Below are 18,426 nucleotides of genomic sequence, written 5' to 3'. Positions count from 1 at the left end.
TCCCCTCGCATGACAATTTCAGGAGCAGGCTGTGGCCGATGATCCGACGCACGCCGCCCGAGACAACTTTTGGCGTCTTTCCCCCGCCGATCTCGGCACCCAGATCGGGTCCGGACTGCAAGGTCTGACCGCGAGCGAGGCCGCCGGGCGGCTCGATCGTTACGGGCCGAACAGCGATGCGGCGCCGCGCATCGAAGGTGCGATGCGCGCGATCCTGCGCCGGCTGCTGGAGCCGCTATCGCTGATCCTTCTCGTTGCCGGCATCGTCTCGATGCTCACCGGCGACGAGATCGGCGGACTCATCATCGTCCTGATCCTGACGCTCTCGATCGGGCTGGACACCATCCAGGAAGGCCACGCGATCCGCGCCGCGGAAGTCCTCCGCCGCTCGGTGGCGCTGAAGGCCGAGGTCAAGCGCGACGGCACTTTCCGCGAGATCGACGTCGATCACGTCGTGCCCGGCGATATTCTGCGCGTTCGCGCCGGCGACATCATTCCGGCGGATGCGCTGATCCTTCAGAGCACGGCATTCACCGCCGGCGAGGCGGCGCTGACCGGCGAGCCCTATCCGGTGCAAAAGCGCGCCGGCGCGGTCACCGACCCCGACGATAGATCGAATGCACTGTTCCGCGGCGCCGTGGCGCAGACCGGTGAGGCCATCGCGCTCGTGGTCAGGACCGGCCGCGACACAGTGTTCGGAACGGCCGCATCCGCGCTTGGCGAAGCGCAGGTGCCCTCGCCGTTCGAACGCGACCTGCGCGAATTCGGCCTCGTGATCGCGCGCGCCACGCTGGCGCTGGTGCTGGTCGTGCTCACCGTCCGCGTCGTGTTCGGCCGTCCGGTGATGGACTCGCTGCTGTTCTCGGTCGCGCTCGCGGTCGGGCTGACCCCGGAACTGCTGCCGATGATCACCACGGTGACGCTGTCGCGCGGCGCGCTGCGCATGGCCGGCCGCAAGGTGATCGTCAAGCGCCTCGCCGCGATCCACGACCTCGGCGCCATGACCGTCCTGTGCACGGACAAGACGGGCACGCTGACCTCGGCCGAGATCACGCTGGCAAAAAGCCTCGATGCCGATGGCAAGAACGATGCCCGCGCCGCGCGGCTCGGCGCCATCGCCGCAGAGCTCGGCGGCGACCGCGGCTCGCTCGATGCGGCGCTGGTTGCCGGCCAGTCCAATGCCGCGCAGGGCTGGACGCTGGCTGGCCGGCAGGCGTTCGACTTTTCGCGGCGACTGGGATCAGTGCTCGCGACCGGTCCCGAAGGCGCGCTGCTCATCGTCAAGGGCGCGCCGGAAGCCGTGCTCGCATTGTGCACAATGGACGAGAGCGCGCGCGCCGCCGCAATGACGCGCGTGCATCAGCTCGCGGCAGAGGGCCTGCGCTGCGTCGCCGTCGCTTCGCGCCTCTGGACTGGCGCAACGCGCGAGGTCGAAACCGAGGACGAGACCGATCTCGTCTTCGAGGGCCTTTGCGCCTTCGCCGACCCGCCGAAGCCGACGGCCGCGGCCGCCATCGCCCGGCTCGCGGCGAGCGGCGTCACGCTGAAGATCCTGTCGGGCGACGATCCCGTGGTGGTGAAGCGGCTCGCCGGCCTGGTCGGACTGAACGCCGACCGCGTGCTGTCGGGCGCCGACATCGCCGAACTCAGCGATGAAGCGCTGGCCGTACAGGTGCAATCGACCGACGCTTACGGCCGGCTGGCACCCGACCAGAAATCCCGCATCGTGAAGGCGCTGCAGGCAAGCGGCGCGGTGGTCGGCTTTCTCGGTGACGGCATCAACGACGCGCCGGCGCTGAAGGTCGCCGATATCGGCCTGTCGGTCGACGGCGCGACCGGCGTGGCGCAGGCCGCCGCTGACATCATCCTGCTCGCCTCCGACCTCGAAGTCGTCGCCGACGGCGTCGAAGAAGGCCGGCGCACCTTCGCGAACATCCTCAAATATGTCCGCATGGGCGCAAGCTCGAATTTCGGCAACATGCTGTCGATGGCGATCGCCTCCATCGCGCTGCCGTTCCTGCCGATGCTGCCGACGCAGATCCTGCTCAACAATCTGCTCTACGACCTTTCCGAGCTCGGCATTCCCTTCGACCAGGTCTCACCCGCCGCAACCGCGCAGCCGCAGGTGTGGAGCATGAGGCGGCTTGCGCGCTTCGCCGCGATCATGGGGCCGCTGTCGTCGGTGTTCGACTTCCTGACCTTTGGCGCGCTGCTCTATCTGTTCAAGGCCTCGCCGGAAGAATTCCGCACCGCCTGGTTCATCGAATCCATGGCGACCCAAATCCTGGTCATCTTCATCATCCGAACCAATGGGCGACCGTGGCGCAACTGGCCGGATCCGCTGCTGTCCGCCTCCTCGCTGGTCGCCCTGCTGGTCGCGATGGTGGTGCCGTTCACGCCGGTCGGTGCCTGGTTCGGCTTCGTCACGCCGCCTCCGCTCATGATGGCCGGCATCGCGCTTCTCGTCGTCGTCTATCTCGCCTGCGCAGAGCTGCTGAAGCCGTTTGCGATCCGCACCGGAGGAAAGGATTGAACCAGGTTCCGGCCGTATCACTGCGCATGGTCGCGATGCGCCTCGCACCATTGATATCGGGCGCATTTCCGTGTCTTTGGGCGGGCCGGGCTTTCAGCCGGCCCGGATTGCACCGGGCCGGGGTCTCGGCGCTATCGACGCGGGGCCATAACAATCAAAATGTCCGCCACCGGCCAGAGCACAAGCGCCGATTCATCCGGCCACCACTGGATCGCCAACCAGCCTTATCTGCTGCTCAGCATCACCGCGCTGTGCTGGGCCGGCAATGCCATTGTCGGGCGGCTCGCCGCCGGCCACATCCCGCCGGTGACGCTGTCGTTCCTGCGCTGGACCTTCGCCTTCCTGCTGGTGCTGCCGTTCGCCTGGAAGCACCTCGCCCGGGACTGGCCCGCGATCCGCAGCAGGCTCGGCCTGATGATCGTGCTGTCGATCACCGGTATCGGCGCCTTCAACACGCTGCAATACTGGGCGCTGGAGCATACGCAGGCGCTCAACACGCTGCTGCTGCAGTCGGCCGCGCCGCTGGTCGTGGCGCTGTGGTCGCTGGCCATCCTCGGCATCAGGCTCACCGCGGCGCAGGCCTTCGGCGTGGCGCTGTCGATGTGCGGCGTGCTGACCATCCTGCTGCACGGCGATTTCACCACGCTGTCGAACATCGCGTTCAACAAGGGCGACCTCATCTTCATCGTCGCGCTGATCATCTTCGCGCTGTATTCGGTGCTGACCCTGAAGCGGCCGCCGATGCACGGCCTGTCGTTCCTCGCCTTCACCTTCGGCGCCGGCGCCGCCTGCCTCATCCCGCTGGAGATCTGGGAATTGTCCGCGCGCCCGCTGATGAAGCTCGACGGGCCGAACCTGCTGACGCTGTTCTACGTCGCCGTCTTCCCCTCGACGCTCGCCTATCTCTGCTTCAACCGCGGCGTGCGCCTGATCGGCGCCAACCGCGCCGCGCCGTTCTTCCACGTCGTGCCGGTGTTCGGCTCGATCATGGCGATGGCGTTTCTGGGCGAACACCCGCAGGCGTTCCATTTGATCGGTTTCGCGCTGGTGCTGTCGGGCGTGTTCGTGGCGTCAAAGAAGCAGGCGAGCTAGGCACGCTTCGATCCAAGCACGCAGATGAGCGTTCACCCTCCCCCGGAGGGGAGGGTCGATCGCACGAAGTGCGAGCGGGGTGGGGTGACGGTCTCTCCTCGACGAACAGTGCCCGTGTGGAGAGATCACCCCACCCCGTCACGCACTCTCGCTTCGCTCGATCACGTGCCGACCCTCCCCCTCCAGGGTAGGGTAATCAAGTTCGCGCTACTTCGCCCTGAACTTGCTGTAAGCTTCGCTGGTCGCGATGATCACATGCTCGGCGCAGCCGTTGACGCGATGCGGGTCGGCCTCACGCTCGTAGGCCTCCGATGTCATCATGTCGAGAAAGGCCGCCAGCGACGGATAATGGACGAGTGCGACAAAGTCCCAGTCGTTGCCGTCGTGCGGGCCGAGCGCGATCGCTTTCGCCTCGCCGGTCCAGAGCAGCGTGCCGCCGCGTGCCTTGATCATGGGCACCGTGATCGCACTGTAACGAAGATATGCGTCCCAGCCCGAACCGTCGCCGTCGCGCGAGCGATCGTGGAAACGCATCAGGTTCAGCATCACCACCGGCGCATGCTGGTCGAGCCCTTCCAGGCCCGCTATGTTCAACATATTGACCGCCATTGGCGCCTCCCCGGGTCATACCTGCATTGTAGCATTGCGGCGGCGTGACTTGTGTCACGACCGGAATCCGGCGCAAGGTTGTACCCAACGCCAATGACGACCGCTTCGCCCGCGCCACCGGCCTCGAATCCCGCCAGCTGGCTCAACAATCAGCCATATTTGCTGCTCAGCCTGAGCTCGCTGTTCTGGGCCGGCAACATCGTGCTCGCGCGCCATGTCGGCGCGCATGTGCCGCCGCTGACGGTGACCACGATCCGCTGGTTTGGCGTGTTCCTGATCCTGCTGCCGTTCTCCTGGCCGCATCTGAAGCGTGACTGGCGCGCCTTGCGCAAGAGCCTGCCGCTGATGCTGTTCCTGTCGCTGGTGGGCTTTGCCTTCAACAATGCGATCTCGTACTGGGCGCTGCAATACACCGAGGCGCTGAACGCGCTGCTGATCCAGTCGGCCGGGCCGCTGTTCGTGGCGCTGTGGTCGCTGGTGCTGTTCGGCGTGCGGCTGACCGGCGCGCAGCTTGCCGGCATCGCGATCTCGCTTCTCGGCGTGCTCGTCATCATCCTGCACGGCGATTTCGCGGCGCTCGCGAGCATCAGCTTCAACCGGGGCGACATCATGTTCGCCTCCTCGCTGGTGGCGTTCGGGATCTACTCCGCCTTCATCCCGCGCCGGCCGAAGGTTCATCAGCTCTCCTTCCTGTCCTTCACCACCTGCTGTGGCGCAATGATGCTGCTGCCGACGGCGATCTGGGAAGCGTGGAGCGGCAGCGTCCTGCAGTTCGACACGGTGACGCTGGCGACGCTCGGCTACATCCTGATCTTCCCTTCGACACTCGCCTATCTCTTCTTCAACCGCGGCGTGGCGCTGATCGGCCCGAACCGGGCCGCGCCGTTTTTCCATCTAGTGCCGGTGTTCGGCTCGGCGATGGCGATCCTGCTGCTCGGCGAGAAGCTGCAGCCGTTCCACCTGATCGGCTACGCGCTGGTGCTCGCCGGCGTCGTGATCGCGTCACGACAGGGCTCCGCGGTGAAATAATTCCGCGACGCGGACGACAAACTCCCGTCTTCCGATTTCAGCGTGGAGAAGCTAGGTTCCCCGCCAACGAAAAAGAGGGAACGTCTGGACATGCTGTCATCACTCATCCGAACCCTGCGCGCCGCCGGCGCGGCCGCGCTGTGTCTTGCCGCCGCAACTAGTGCGCAGGCCGACAATTATCCCAGTAAGAATATTACGCTGGTGCTGCCGTTCGCGGCGGGCAGCGGCACCGACACCACCACGCGGCTGATCTCGCAACATCTGTCGCAGGCACTCGGGGTCGGCATCGTGATCGAGAACAAGGCGGGCGCCAACGGCATGATCGCCGCGACCTATGTCGCGCGCGCTGCGCCTGACGGCTACACGCTGCTGGTGACGACAAACACGACGCATTCGGCCAATCCTTATCTGCTCAAGAGCCTAACCTACGATCCGGTGAAGGATTTCACCCCGATCGCCCGCACCGGCGATCTGCCCTTCATGCTGGTCATCAACCCGGAAGTGCCGGCCAAGACCGTCGCAGAGTTGGTCGCCTACGGCAAAGCCAATCCGGGCAAGCTGAGCTACGCCTCGGGCTCGTCCTCGGCGATCGTGTCGGGTGCGACCTTTGCGCACAATGCCGGACTCGACCTGTTGCACGTGCCCTACAAGAGTTCGCCCCCGGCCCTCAACGACGTCATGGGCGGCCGCGTCTCGATGATGTTCGTGGACATCCTGACCGGGCTTCCCCACGTCAACGGCAACGCGCTTCGCGCGCTCGCGGTCACGACCAGGGATCGCTCGCCGCTGGTGCCGAACCTGCCCTCGATGCAGGAGGCCGGCGTGCCCGATTTCGACATCTCGTCCTGGCAGGGCTATTTCGGCCCGGCGGGCATGCCGAAGGAAATCGTGACGCGGCTCAACGCCGAGATCCGCAAGATCGTCGAGAAGCCGGAAATCAAGGCCAAGCTCGCCACACTCGGCATGGACGCGTTCTCCGGCACGCCGGAAGAGCTCGGCACCTTCGTGAACGATCAGCTGGTGCTGTGGGAGAAGCTGATCACCAACGCGAAGATCGAGAAGCAGTGAGATCTCGTAGGGTGGGCAAAGCGTAGCGTGCCCACCAACATCTCATCGAAAAAAGAGAAAAGGTGGGCACGACGCTTTCGCGTCTTTGCCCACCCTACGAATTCAACACAAGAATTTACGCCGCGCGCACCTTGGCGAGGAAGCCGTCCACCGCGCTGCGCAGCGCGCCGGACTGGCTGTCCAGCTCGCGCGCGTTGGTGAGCACGTCGGTTGCCGCCGTGCCGGTCGCTTCCGCGGCCGAGGTAACGCTGCCGATATTGGCGTTGATCTCGTTCGAACCGGCCGCAACCGACTGGATGTTGCGGGCGATCTCGCGGGTCGCCTCGCCCTGCTGCTCGATGGACGAGGAAATGCCGGCGGTGATCTCGCTCATCTCGGCGATGGTCTGGGTGATGCCGGCGATGGCCGCGACGGCGTCGCTCGTGGAGGTCTGCATCGCCGCGACCTGCGCGGAGATCTCCTCGGTCGCCTTCGCGGTCTGGTTCGCGAGCGCCTTGACCTCGGAGGCGACGACGGCGAAGCCCCGGCCGGATTCACCGGCACGCGCGGCCTCGATGGTGGCGTTGAGCGCGAGCAGATTGGTCTGCGCCGCGATCGAATGAATCAGCTTGACGACCTCGCCGATCTTCTCGGCACCGGTGGAGAGCTCCTGCACCGTGGCGTTGGTGCGCTCGGCGTCGTTGACGGCCCGGCTCGCCACTTCGGTCGAGCGCGTAACCTGGCGGGAGATTTCCGTCACCGAGCTCGACAGCTCCTCGGCGGCGGCGGCAACCGTGCCGACGTTGCCGGAGGCTTTTTGGGAGGCCGCGCCGACCGTGGCGGCGCGAGAGGACGCGTCGCTGGCGGTCGCGGTCATCGACTGCGCCGTGCTCTGCATGCCGGCGGCGGCCGAGGAGACCGAGCGAACGATGCCGTTGACGCTGCGTTCGAAGTCGTTGGCGATACCTTCCATCGCGCTGCGACGTTCGGCCGCGGCGCGGTCCTTGGCTGCCGCCTCGGTCTGTTCGAGGTCCCGGATGCGGACCGCGTTGTCCTTGAAGATCTGGACGGTCGAAGCCATCGCACCGACCTCGTCGCCGCGGCCGACACCGGGGATCTCGCCTTCGAGCTTGCCGTCGGCGAGCTCCTTCATGCGGGTACCGAGCATTGCCAGCGGACGGCTGATGCTGCGTCCGATCATCCAGGCGACGCCGCCGGCCGCGATGACGATAGCGAGCATGGCAAGGCCGAGCGACCAGAACACCGGACGCATCTTGGCGTCGATGTCGTCGAGATAGGCGCCGGTGCCGAGATACATGTCGAGGCCGGGCACTGCGACAGCGTAGCCGATCTTGCGGATCAGCCCCTCCTGGCCCGGCCTGGCATATTCATAATACAGCAGGATCGAGCCGTTGGCCTTGACGCCGTCCATCAGCTCGACGGACAGCTTGCGGCCGTTGGTCAGGACGTCCATGCGGTTGGCGCCGATCTGCTTCGGATCAGGCGCGAGCTGGGTGATGCCGTCATAAGACGTGCCGAACAGATAGCCCGAGCCGTTGTCATAGGTCATCGCATTGCCGTAGCGGCGAAGGTCGGCCAGCGCGGCGTCCTTCGTCATCTCGCCGGCATCGACTCGCTTCTTCAGCGCAAGGGCATAGTTGCGGCCCATATCGACGATCGACTTGGCCTGGTCGATGCGCGCATTCACCATTTCTCGCTTCATCAGATATCCGGCGAGAATCCCGGAGACGCACAGGCCGAACAAGGTGACACCGACGAGGATGCCAAGCTTGGGAGCGATCTTCATATTGCTCAATTTCACTGGTTGGGCTCCGGCGATAAAAGGGATACGGGCACGCGACTGAAGCGATCGAAATTAATTCAACTTTTAGTGTGTGACCCCTTATCAACCTGTTACGGACGGCTCCGTAGAAGCCCGGACAAAACGCCCGAACGGGTGAACAATTCGCCGCAGCGGCAACCGGCGATTGTACGCAACGGCTTCGATTTCGCGTAAAAGACGCAAAGGCCCGTTCGAGAAGGCCGGGTCACAACAAGAACCGACAAACCAAATCGGGAGCAGGACATGCCGAAATACAGGGTGGTGACGCCGAAGGGCGCGAGCTTCACAGTCGCGGGCAGCGACTATTCCTACGAGCGCGAGGCGCTCGATCCGATCGATGCCGAGATCATCGAGGCCCCCGCGAGCGAGGCCGAATTCATCGCCGCCGCAAAGACCGCCGACGCCATCTACGCCAAGGGCATCCCCATCACCAAGTCGATCATCGACGCGCTGGACAATTGCAAGGTCATCACGCTCGGCTCTGTCGGCGTCGACAGCGTCGACGTGAAGGCCGCGACCGCCCGCGGCATTCCCGTCACCAACATCCCCGACACCTTCATCGAGGAGGTCGCCGACCATGCCATGATGCTGCTGCTGGCCGGCTTCCGCCGCCTGGTCGAGCAGGACCGCATGGCGCGCGACGGGCGCTGGGCCGAGGGCCGGCCGGCGCTGCTGAAGATCCCGCGGCTGATGGGCCAGACGCTCGGCTTCATCTCGTTCGGCCGCGTGGCGCGTGCAGTTGCGAAGCGCGCCGCACCCTTCGGCCTGCGCATGATGGCCTACGATCCCTTCATCCAGGAAACGCTGATGTGGGACCACGGCGTGATCCCGGCGACGTTGAACGAGGTGCTGTCGCAATCGGACTTCGTCTCGATGCACGCCCCTGCCCGGCCCGAAGTGCATCACATGCTGACCGAGAAGCATTTTCGGCAGATGAAGAAGGGCTCGGTGTTCATCAACACCGGCCGCGGCGCTACCGTGGACGAGGAAAGCCTGGTCAAGGCGCTGCAGGAGGGCTGGATCGCGCACGCCGCCCTCGATGTGCTGGAGAAGGAGCCGCCTTCCCACAACAATCCCATCCTCGGCATGGAGAACGTGACCCTGACCGCCCATGTCGCCTCGGCCTCGGCACGGTTCGACGAGGCGCGCAAGCGCCGGGTGGGCTACGAATTGTCACTGGTGCTGCAGGGCATGTGGCCGGTAAGCTGCGTCAATCCGTCGGTGCTGCAGAGCACCGCGCTCCGCCGCTGGCAGCCCGTCAGCATGGACCGCGGGCCGAACAGCTGAGGCGGGCGGCGCACAACGCGCCGGCAACCGGCAAGAGACTGAAACGGCCCTTCACCGGCGACCAACGCCGGGAAGGGAGACATCATAGGGAGGAACTGATGAGGAACGACATCACACGTCGTGATGCCTTGGCGCTGGGCCTGTCCGCTGCCGCGATCGCGGCAACCGGTGCTCCGGCCAACGCCCAATCCGCGATCAAGGCGGCGGACGTCCCCGCCCCCAAACTGCCGATCGAGAAGGGCGCAACCCTGCGCATGCTTCGGCCGGTCCGCTTCGTCCAGGCCGACGAAGACGTGTTCCGCGCCAATGCGGCCAAATTCACCAAGGAGACCGGGGTCGAGGTCAAGGTCGATTTCGTCGGCTGGGAGGACATCAACCAGCAGACCGCGGTGACCGCCAATTCCGGCGCCGGCCCCGACATCATCATCGGCTTCTCCGATGCGCCGCACATCTACATCGACAAGCTGATCGAGCTGACCGACGTCGCCGACTATGTCGGCAAGCGCTACGGCGGCTGGCTGCCGCTGGCGCAGCGCTACGGCAAGAAGAACAAGAGCGACGCCTGGATCGGACTGCCGTTCGGCGCCACCGCGGGTCCCCTGATCTACCGCAAGTCGATCCTGAAATCGGTCGGCTTCGACAAGGTGCCGGAAGACCATGCCGGCATCCTCGACCTGTGCCAGAAGCTCCAGAAGGCCGGCAAGCCGGCCGGCTTCGCGCTCGGCAACGCCAAGGGCGACGGCAACGGCTTCGCGAGCTGGGCGCTGTGGTCGCACAATGGGTCCTTGCTCAACGAAGAGGGCGACGTCGTCATCAACAGCAAGGAGACGATCGCGGCGCTGAACTGGGTCAAGCAGCTCTACCCGACCTTCATCGCCGGCACGACGTCCTGGAACGACGTCAGCAACAATCGCGCCTATGCGGCGCAGGAGATCGCGCTGACCGCCAACGGCGTCTCGCTGTACTTCTCGCTGAAGAACGATCCCGCGACCAAGGCGATCGCCGAGGACAGCGAACATCAGCTGCTGCCGAAGGGCGTAGCGAAGGTCTCGCCGATGGCGGGCCTGACGCTGAACGCCATGGTGTTCAAGCACAGCCAGTACCCCAACGCCGCCAAGGCCTTCCTGCAATACATGCTGGAGAAGGACCAGTACGAGCCGTGGCTCAACGCCAACTCCGGCTACTGGGCCCAGCCGCTGGCCGCCTATGCCGAGGCCGCCGTGTGGTCGCAGGATCCCAAGGTGGCGCTGTTCAAGGACACGATGAAGAGCACCTATTATGACGGCTATGCAGGTCCGATCTCGACGGCGACCGGCGCCGTCAGCGCCGACTACGTGCTGATTCAGATGTTCGCGTCCGTCGCGACCGGCGCCGCCACGCCGGAAGCCGCAGCCGCGGAAGCCGAGCAGCGCTGCAAGCGGTACTTCCGCAGGCAGAGGTAACGGCGAACGAAAAGCGACCGTCATTGCGAGCGAAGCGAAGCAATCCAGTCCGTCCCCGCGGCTACAGCCTGGATTGCCTCGTCGCCAGCGCAAAATTGCTACGCAATTTTGTCGCGGGCTCTTTCGCAGTGACGGCTTGTTGACCTTCAACGACAGGACAACGATCCGATGTCCGTAACCACGCTTCCCCCTCTCGCACTGGCTCACCGGCAGCCGTCCTGGCTGGTCCGCCTGTTCGACTACAAGCCGTTCCTGATCGTGATGTGCCTCGCACCCGCGATCGGGCTGCTTGCCGTATTCCTGACCTATCCGCTCGGTCTCGGCATCTGGCTCGCCTTCACCGACACCACGATCGGCAGAAAGGGCGTGTTCGTCGGCTTCGAGAACTTCCAGTACCTGCTGACCGATTCCCTGTGGTGGAATGCGGTGTTCTACAGCGTGCTCTATACGGGGATTGCGACCTTCGGGAAGTTCGCGCTCGGCTTCTGGCTGGCGCTGCTGCTCAACAACCATTTCCCGTTCAAGAGCCTGCTGCGGGCGATCATCCTGCTACCCTGGATCGTCCCGACGGTGCTGTCGGCGTTGGCATTCTGGTGGATCTACGATCCGCAATTCTCGATCATCTCCTATCTGCTGGTCGACGTGCTGCACTGGCGGACCACCAATGTCGACTTCCTCGGCTCGCCCTGGCCGGCGCGTTTCTCGCTGATCGCCGCCAATATCTGGCGCGGCATTCCCTTCGTCGCGATCTCGCTGCTGGCGGGCCTGCAGACCATCTCGCCCTCGCTCTACGAGGCAGCGATGCTCGACGGCGCCAGCGCCTGGCAGCGCTTCCGCTACATCACCTTCCCGATGATGATGCCGATCCTCGCCATCGTCATGACCTTCTCGATCATCTTCACCTTCACCGACTTCCAGCTGGTCTACGCCATCACCCGCGGCGGCCCCGGCAACTCGACCCATTTGCTGGCGACGCTGGCGTTCCAGCGCGGCATTGCCGGCGGCGAGCTCGGCGAAGGCGCCGCGATCGCGGTGTCGATGATCCCGTTCCTGGTGTTCGCGACGCTGTTTTCCTACTTCGGCCTGGCGCGCCGCAAATGGCAGCAGGGAGAAAGCAATGACTGATACCGTCGCGCAACCATCCGTCGCCGACACCAAGGCCGCCCCCGACACCATGGCCTGGGATTCCGGGCTGCGGCGGCTGATGATGATCTACCTGCCGCTCGGCTGCTTCGTGCTGATCCTGCTGTTTCCGTTCTACTGGATGGCGATCACCTCGTTCAAGCCGAACGCCGAGCTGATGAACTACAAGGAGCACAATCCGTTCTGGATCACCTCGCCGACGCTGGCGCACATCAAGCACCTGTTGTTCAACACCGCCTATCCGCGCTGGCTGTGGACGACCATGCTGGTCGCGATCGGCTCGACTACGCTGTCGCTGATCGCGAGCACGCTTGCGGCCTATGCGATCGAACGCCTGCGCTTCCGCGGCAGTCCCTATGTCGGCCTCGGCATCTATCTCGCCTATCTGGTGCCGCCGTCGATCCTGTTCATTCCGCTCGCCACCGTCGTGGTGCAGTTCGGCCTGTTCGACTCGCCGATGGCGCTGATCCTGGTCTATCCGACCTTCCTGGTGCCGTTCTGCACCTGGCTGCTGATCGGCTATTTCAAGTCGATCCCCTACGAGCTCGAGGAATGCGCGCTGGTGGACGGGGCGACTCGGCTGCAGATCCTGCGGCGGATCACGCTGCCGCTCGCGGTGCCCGGGCTGATCTCGGCCGGCATCTTCTCCTTCACGCTGTCCTGGAACGAGTTCATCTACGCGCTCGCCTTCATCCAGAGCGGCGCCAACAAGACCGTGCCGGTCGCGATCCTGACCGAGCTCGTCACCGGCGACGTCTATCAGTGGGGCGCGCTGATGGCCGGTTCGCTGCTCGGCTCGCTGCCGGTCGCGGTGTTCTACTCGCTGTTCGTGGACTACTACGTGTCTTCGCTGACCGGTGCGGTGAAGGAGTAACCGGCGGCTGCGTGCAAGCGCAGTCGATCGTGCAATCGTGATAGACCTCATGCTGCATTGGCCCCACGCTGGATCCTGACAGCGGGGTCAATCATTGGCGCCGTCGATTGTCGCTCGAGAAAGCGAAAATTGCATGCGTTCGCCAAAGCTCCCCTCGTTATCCCGACGCGGTTTCTGCCTGTGTTGCGTCGGCGCAGCGGCGTCAGCCGCCACTTCGGGATGGCTTACCCCAAGGCAAGCCTATGCCGAAGCGCGAGGCATCGTCAGCCTGATCAAGGACAGTGCGGCGACGTCGCCCATCACGACCTACAAGCTGCGCGGCAATATCAGCGTGCTCGAAGGCTCCGGAGGCAATATCGCCGTTCTCACCGGACCCGACGGCAAGGTGCTGATCGATGCGGGCATCGGTGTCTCGCGTCCCCAGCTCACCAAGGCGCTGGCCGATCTGGGCGCCGATCCCGTCACGCACCTCGTCAACACCCACTGGCACTTCGACCACGCCGACGGCAACGAATGGCTGCATTCAGCCGGCGCCAGGATCATTGCACACGAAAACACCCGAAAGCATCTCCTCCACGTCGAGCGCGTCGAGGACTGGGACTACAATTTCCTTCCGCTCGGCGCGGGCGGAATCCCGAGTGAAGTCTTTGCCGGCAGCCACACGCTCAAGCTCAACGGAACCTCGATCGGCCTGAAATACTACGGGCCCGCGCACACCGACAGCGACATCTCCGTCACCTTCGCAGACGCCAACATCGTTCACGTCGCCGATATGTTCTGGAACGGTATCTATCCGTTCATCGACTATTCGACCGGCGGCAGCATCGACGGGATGATCGCTGCATGCGACGCCAATCTCGCGGCGATGGACAAGGACACGATCGTCATCGCCGGGCACGGCAAGCCGGTCGGCAACAAAGCGGAATTCCAGGCCTTTCGCGACATGCTCGTCGGAATTCGCGACAACGTCGCCCGGCTCAAGAAGCAGGGACGAACGCGGGACGAAACCGTTGCGGCGAAACCGACCGCAGCCTTCGACGCGATATGGGGGCAGTTCGTGATCGATCCCGGCTTCTTCACCCGGCTGGTCTACCAGGGCGTTTGAACAAGCGCTCGCTGCCGCCGGCGAACTGATCGTTTTGAAAGGACATTGACATGAAAACCGCAGAGACCACACGCGAGCCAGCGCTGCTCGATCGACGCCGTCTCGTTATGGGGCTGTCTGGCGCAGCGGTCGCAGTTGCTTCGACGGCAGCATCCGCGAAGCCGGAGCGTGACGAGCACGCCGCCGCCAGCGCCTATCCGGTCACCTACCATCGAACCGCGACCGTCGATGGCATCAAGATATTCTACCGCGAAGCCGGGCCGAAGGATGCGCCGGTGCTGCTGCTGCTGCACGGCTTCCCGACCTCCTCGCACATGTTCCGCAACCTGATCCCGGCACTGGCCGACAAGTACCACGTGATCGCTCCCGACTATCCCGGCTACGGCCAGAGCGAGATGCCGTCGCGCGCGACCTTCAAATACACGTTCGACCGCTTCGGTGAACTGGTCGGCGGCCTGATCGACCAGCTCGGCGTCAAGCGCTATGCGATGTACGTAATGGATTACGGCGCGCCCGTCGGCTGGCGCCTGGCGCTCAAGAATCCCGAGCGCATCACCGGGCTGATCGTGCAGAACGGCAACGCCTATGACGAGGGGCTGAAGGAGTTCTGGGATCCGATCAAGCGATACTGGGCCGACGGCTCCGATGCCAGCCGGCAGGCGTTGATGAAGCTGGTCACGCTGGAGACGACCAAATTCCAGTACACCGACGGCATGTCCGAAGTGAGCCGCATCTCGCCCGACAACTGGGTGCAGGATCAGGCGCTGCTCGACCGTCCGGGCAACAGTGAGATCCAGATGGACATGTTCTACGATTACCGGACCAATCTGCCGCTGTATCCCGCGGTGCAGGCCTATTTCCGCAAACACCAGCCGCCGACGCTGATCGTCTGGGGCAAGAACGATTTCATCTTCCCTGCCGACGGTGCCCATCCCTACAAGCGCGATCTGCCGCAGGTGGAGTTTCACCTGGTCAACTCAGGCCATTTCCTGCTCGAGGACAGGTTCGACGAGGTCACTCCCCTGATCCGCGACTTCCTCGCCCGCAAGATTGCCTGATGGCTCCGAGAGAGCGATCATGAGTGTCGCCCTCGGCGTCATGGCCGTTGCGACGGCCTCCACACTGTTTGCATCGGCGGCGATCGCCCAGAGCGCCCGCGACGTGCGCGGGCCCTCTGCGCTGGTTGCGATTGAAAATCAGGCGCCAGCCCGCCTGATCGTGGATCCGCCGCTGGCCGAACAACTCGCGCACGGACTCGTCTTCATCCAGTACGCCACGGAGAATCTCCGCGTCGTGCCGGTGTTCGGCAAGGGGGCGCTCGACGTGTCGCCGCGTATCGGCCATCTCCATATCACGGTCGACGATGCGCCCTGGCATTTTGTCGATGCCAGTGGCGAGACCGTGATCGTGGTCGGACTGCCCCCGGGCCCGCACAAGGTCCTGCTGGAGTTGGCCGATCCGACGCACCGCGTGATCGACAGCAAGACCGTCAGCTTCGAGATTCCGGTGCCTTCGCCGACTCCGCCGAGAAAGTAGCCGGCGACTGCGGCGTTTGGCCCGGTTTCACAAAACTGCAACATGCAATCCGCATAAGACGTCCTCCGCTCACAGGAGACGCATATGCGCGCGACCTTTCTTGCCTCCGTTGCAACAATCATTCTCACCGCGAGCACGGCGCTTGCGCAGACCGAGGGCGAATTCCCGGCCAAGCTGGCTGGCCACGTGGTGATGCCGGCCGCGACCTTCATCGACGCACCGGCCGACGCCCCCGCCGATCTCAAGACCTCCGGCAAATACACCACCGGCAAGCGCGTCGACGCGCCCGGCACCGTGATGGGCAAGTCGTATGAGCGCCCGACCGGCGTGTCGCTGCCGTTCAAGGGACAGCCGCTGCAGGGCCATTCCGGCATCAAGCACATGCCCGACGGCAGCTACTGGGTGATCACCGACAACGGCATGGGCGCGCGCGCCAACTCGCCGGATTCGATGCTGTATCTGAACCGCTACAAGATGGATTGGGCCAACGGCAAGATCGAGCGCCAGGAGACCATTTTCCTGCACGATCCCGACAAGAAGGTGCCGTTCCGCATCGTCCACGAGGACACCCCGAAGCGCTACCTCACCGGCTCCGACTTCGACACCGAAGGTTTCCAGATCATCGGCGACGTCTTCTGGATCGGCGACGAGTTCGGCCCCTATATCCTGAAGGCCGACAAGACCGGCAAGATCCTCGGCGTGTTCGAGACGGTCGCGGACGGCAAGCCGGTGCGCTCGCCCGATCATTGGGCGGTCGGGACCCCGGGCGCACCTGGCGCGACCTACACCAACGTAAACCTCCGCCGCTCCAAGGGCTATGAGGGCTTCGCGTCGTCGAAGGACGGCAAGTTCCTCTACGGCCTGCTCGAGGGCCCGCTGTGGGACGCCGACAAGAAGGATTGGGAGAAGGTCGACGGCAAGGAAGCCTCCCGCATCCTCGAATTCGACGTCGCCGCCGAGAAGTTCACCGGCCGCTACTGGCAGTATGTGTTCGAGCAGAACGGCAACGCCATCGGCGACTTCAACATGATCGGCCCGACGAGCGGCCTGATCATCGAGCGCGACAACGGCGAAGGCACCGCCGACAAGGCCTGCCCGCAGGGCCAGCGCGGCGAGAACTGCTTCCCTGATCTTGCCAAGTTCAAGCGCGTCTACAAGATCGAGCTCACCGACGCCAATGTCGGCAAGCCCGTGCGCAAGATCGGCTATATCGACCTGATGAAGATCAAGGATCCCGACAAGAAGGCGCGTAAGCCCCTCAATGACGGCGTCTACACCTTCCCATTCTTCACCATCGAGAACGTCGACCGCGTCGACGAGACCCACATCATCGTCGGCAACGACAACAACCTGCCGTTCTCGTCCAGCCGCGACCCCAACAAGGCCGACGACGACGAGTTCATGCTGCTGGAGGTCGCGGACTTCCTGAAGGCGAAGTAGGGCCGGCTCTCTCCTCTCCCTCTCTCCGCTTGCGGGAAGAGGGTTGGGGTGAGGGGGAGTCTCCGCAGGGACGGTGACAGACGGACTCGCGGAGAGTCCCCCTCACCCGAATTGCATCTTCGATGCAATCCGACCTCTCCCCGCAAGCGGGGCGAGGTGAAGAAAGACCTACCGCACCGTAAACTCAACCGGGATCGAAAAGCTCATCGCGCCGTTCTTGATCTCTTCCGGGATCGGCGGAAACGGCGATGCCTGGCGGATCATCGACATGGCTTGCGCGTCGAAGGCAGCAACGCCGGAGGGGCCACTGATGCGGCTGGATGTGACCTGACCGCTGCGGCCGAGAGTGAAGCTCAGCCTCGCAACGCCGCGCGCGCCGCCGCCACCGGACGGGTACTGGTGAAAACGCATCAGATGGGCGCGGACGCGTTGATTGTAGGACGCGATCACGGACGCCACCGCGCCGGCGCTCATGGCCGACGCCATCGGCGCCTCGCGCTCGGCGCGCGGCGGCGCGCTGGTGCGCGGCGCGGGCGTCGCCTCCGACGGTCTTTTGACCTCGCGGCGAACCACCTTCGGCTTGACCGGTGTCGGCTTTTCGACCGGCGCGATCTTCGCGGGCTCAGGCCTGGAAGGTGTCGGCTCGAGCTTCTGCTCCGGCGGCGCCACCACGTCCGGCTTCTCCTGCGGCGGCGTCGGCGCGATGGTTTCCTCGACGGCCTGCTGCTGCACAGGCTCCGGCGGCGAGGCGTCGGCCTCCTGCATCACCGGTCCCGGTGCGACGTCGTCCAGCGTAGACTGCGGCGCCGAGGTCACCGGCGACATGTCGACCATGATCGCCGGGAGGCTGACGCCCTGCTCGGGCTGCGACCTGAGCCAGTTCATCGCCAGCAGCGCGGCGGCAATGTGCAGCGCCACGATCACTACGGTCGAAGCGCCCCAACGTGCTCCCTCACGCTCGCCGAGTGGTTCGTGCAGGGCAAAGGCGTTCGCGGCCATCAGCTGCGTCCGTCGAGACCGACCAGCGCGACCTTGAGGTAGCCGGCATTGCGCAAGGTGTTCATGACCTCCATCAGGTCGCCGTAGCTCACGGCCTTGTCGGCGCGCAGATAGATGCGTTCGTCCTTGCGGCCCCTGGTGGCGGCGTTGAGTGAGGTGCCGAGCGCGTCGCGGCCAACGACGTCCTCGCCGACAGCGACCGAAAGATCCGGTTTCACGGTGACGAAGACCGGCTTGTCCGGCCGCGGCGCCTGCTCGGCCGCGGTCGCGGGCAGCTCGACGCCGATGTCGACGGTGGCGAGCGGGGCGGCCACCATGAAGATGATCAGCAGCACCAGCATCACGTCGATGAACGGCGTGACATTGATCTCATGGGTGACGTCGAGATCATCAGGGTCGCCGCGCTTGAGCGGCGATCCCGAACGTGCGCCGAGCTTTGCGGCCATG

Annotated in this window: 16 protein-coding genes; 12 read left to right on the top strand and 4 right to left on the bottom strand. The window is 64.8% G+C overall.

From position 1 onward, the window contains the following. Positions 1-31 precede the first annotated feature (31 nt). Both mgtA and WHZ77_RS05515 read left to right on the top strand, forming a co-directional pair. On the top strand, positions 32-2,533 hold the full coding sequence (gene mgtA, locus WHZ77_RS05520) for a magnesium-translocating P-type ATPase (RefSeq protein ID WP_375312745.1): 2,502 nt from the start codon (positions 32-34) through the stop codon (positions 2,531-2,533). Positions 2,534-2,692: 159 nt separating this feature from the next. Continuing rightward, positions 2,693-3,625 (top strand): DMT family transporter, encoded by a 933-nt coding sequence (locus WHZ77_RS05515; RefSeq protein ID WP_375312744.1) that lies wholly within the window; start codon positions 2,693-2,695, stop codon positions 3,623-3,625. Between the two features lie 207 nt (positions 3,626-3,832). Here WHZ77_RS05515 and WHZ77_RS05510 read toward each other — a convergent pair whose 3' ends face one another. Beyond that, positions 3,833-4,234, bottom strand: a complete 402-nt coding sequence (locus WHZ77_RS05510; protein WP_375312743.1) for a DUF1330 domain-containing protein — start codon at positions 4,232-4,234, stop codon at positions 3,833-3,835. A 93-nt stretch (positions 4,235-4,327) separates the two neighbouring features. Between WHZ77_RS05510 and WHZ77_RS05505 the strand changes: the two genes are divergently transcribed. Beyond that, complete coding sequence (locus WHZ77_RS05505; RefSeq protein WP_375312742.1) at positions 4,328-5,263, top strand: DMT family transporter; 936 nt, start codon at positions 4,328-4,330, stop codon at positions 5,261-5,263. A 90-nt stretch (positions 5,264-5,353) separates the two neighbouring features. Continuing rightward, on the top strand, positions 5,354-6,331 hold the full coding sequence (locus tag WHZ77_RS05500; RefSeq protein ID WP_375312741.1) for a Bug family tripartite tricarboxylate transporter substrate binding protein: 978 nt from the start codon (positions 5,354-5,356) through the stop codon (positions 6,329-6,331). Between the two features lie 115 nt (positions 6,332-6,446). Here the strand turns inward: WHZ77_RS05500 and WHZ77_RS05495 are convergent, their stop codons facing one another. Then, complete coding sequence (locus WHZ77_RS05495; protein ID WP_375312740.1) at positions 6,447-8,132, bottom strand: methyl-accepting chemotaxis protein; 1,686 nt, start codon at positions 8,130-8,132, stop codon at positions 6,447-6,449. A 264-nt stretch (positions 8,133-8,396) separates the two neighbouring features. On the opposite strand from WHZ77_RS05495, the gene WHZ77_RS05490 reads away from it, so the two are divergent. From WHZ77_RS05490 to WHZ77_RS05455, 8 genes are all read left to right on the top strand, one after another. After that, complete coding sequence (locus WHZ77_RS05490) at positions 8,397-9,440, top strand: C-terminal binding protein (protein WP_375312739.1); 1,044 nt, start codon at positions 8,397-8,399, stop codon at positions 9,438-9,440. Positions 9,441-9,538: 98 nt separating this feature from the next. Further along, positions 9,539-10,882 carry an ABC transporter substrate-binding protein gene (locus tag WHZ77_RS05485; protein WP_375312738.1) on the top strand — a complete coding sequence of 448 codons (1,344 nt, stop codon included), beginning with the start codon at positions 9,539-9,541 and terminating at the stop codon, positions 10,880-10,882. Positions 10,883-11,050: 168 nt separating this feature from the next. Beyond that, on the top strand, positions 11,051-12,007 hold the full coding sequence (locus WHZ77_RS05480) for a carbohydrate ABC transporter permease (RefSeq protein ID WP_375312737.1): 957 nt from the start codon (positions 11,051-11,053) through the stop codon (positions 12,005-12,007). Continuing rightward, the gene (locus tag WHZ77_RS05475; protein ID WP_375312736.1) at positions 12,000-12,899 is read left to right on the top strand and encodes a carbohydrate ABC transporter permease; all 900 of its coding nucleotides are present in this window, start codon (positions 12,000-12,002) and stop codon (positions 12,897-12,899) included. The genes WHZ77_RS05480 and WHZ77_RS05475 overlap by 8 nt, the downstream gene beginning before the upstream one ends. Before the next feature lie 133 nt (positions 12,900-13,032). Next, the gene (locus tag WHZ77_RS05470; RefSeq protein ID WP_375312735.1) at positions 13,033-14,004 is read left to right on the top strand and encodes an MBL fold metallo-hydrolase; all 972 of its coding nucleotides are present in this window, start codon (positions 13,033-13,035) and stop codon (positions 14,002-14,004) included. Between the two features lie 50 nt (positions 14,005-14,054). Beyond that, on the top strand, positions 14,055-15,062 hold the full coding sequence (locus WHZ77_RS05465; RefSeq protein ID WP_375312734.1) for an alpha/beta fold hydrolase: 1,008 nt from the start codon (positions 14,055-14,057) through the stop codon (positions 15,060-15,062). A gap of 19 nt (positions 15,063-15,081) precedes the next feature. Then, positions 15,082-15,540 (top strand): DUF6130 family protein, encoded by a 459-nt coding sequence (locus WHZ77_RS05460; protein ID WP_375312733.1) that lies wholly within the window; start codon positions 15,082-15,084, stop codon positions 15,538-15,540. 84 nt (positions 15,541-15,624) lie between these two features. Further along, the gene (locus WHZ77_RS05455) at positions 15,625-16,980 is read left to right on the top strand and encodes an esterase-like activity of phytase family protein (RefSeq protein WP_375312732.1); all 1,356 of its coding nucleotides are present in this window, start codon (positions 15,625-15,627) and stop codon (positions 16,978-16,980) included. Between the two features lie 168 nt (positions 16,981-17,148). On the opposite strand, the gene WHZ77_RS05450 is transcribed toward WHZ77_RS05455, so the two are convergent. Continuing rightward, positions 17,149-17,979: a TonB family protein gene (locus WHZ77_RS05450; protein WP_375312731.1), complete on the bottom strand. Its 831-nt coding sequence runs from the start codon at positions 17,977-17,979 to the stop codon at positions 17,149-17,151. Next, positions 17,979-18,425: a TonB system transport protein ExbD gene (gene exbD, locus WHZ77_RS05445; RefSeq protein WP_375312730.1), complete on the bottom strand. Its 447-nt coding sequence runs from the start codon at positions 18,423-18,425 to the stop codon at positions 17,979-17,981. The genes WHZ77_RS05450 and exbD overlap by 1 nt, the downstream gene beginning before the upstream one ends. Between the last annotated feature and the right edge of the window lies 1 nt (position 18,426).

The sequence above is a fragment of the Bradyrhizobium sp. A5 genome, assembly GCF_042076515.1.
Lineage (GTDB): Bacteria > Pseudomonadota > Alphaproteobacteria > Rhizobiales > Xanthobacteraceae > Bradyrhizobium > Bradyrhizobium cosmicum.
Note: the sequence above shows the minus strand (reverse complement) of the source record. Positions and strands in the feature narration are given on the sequence as shown.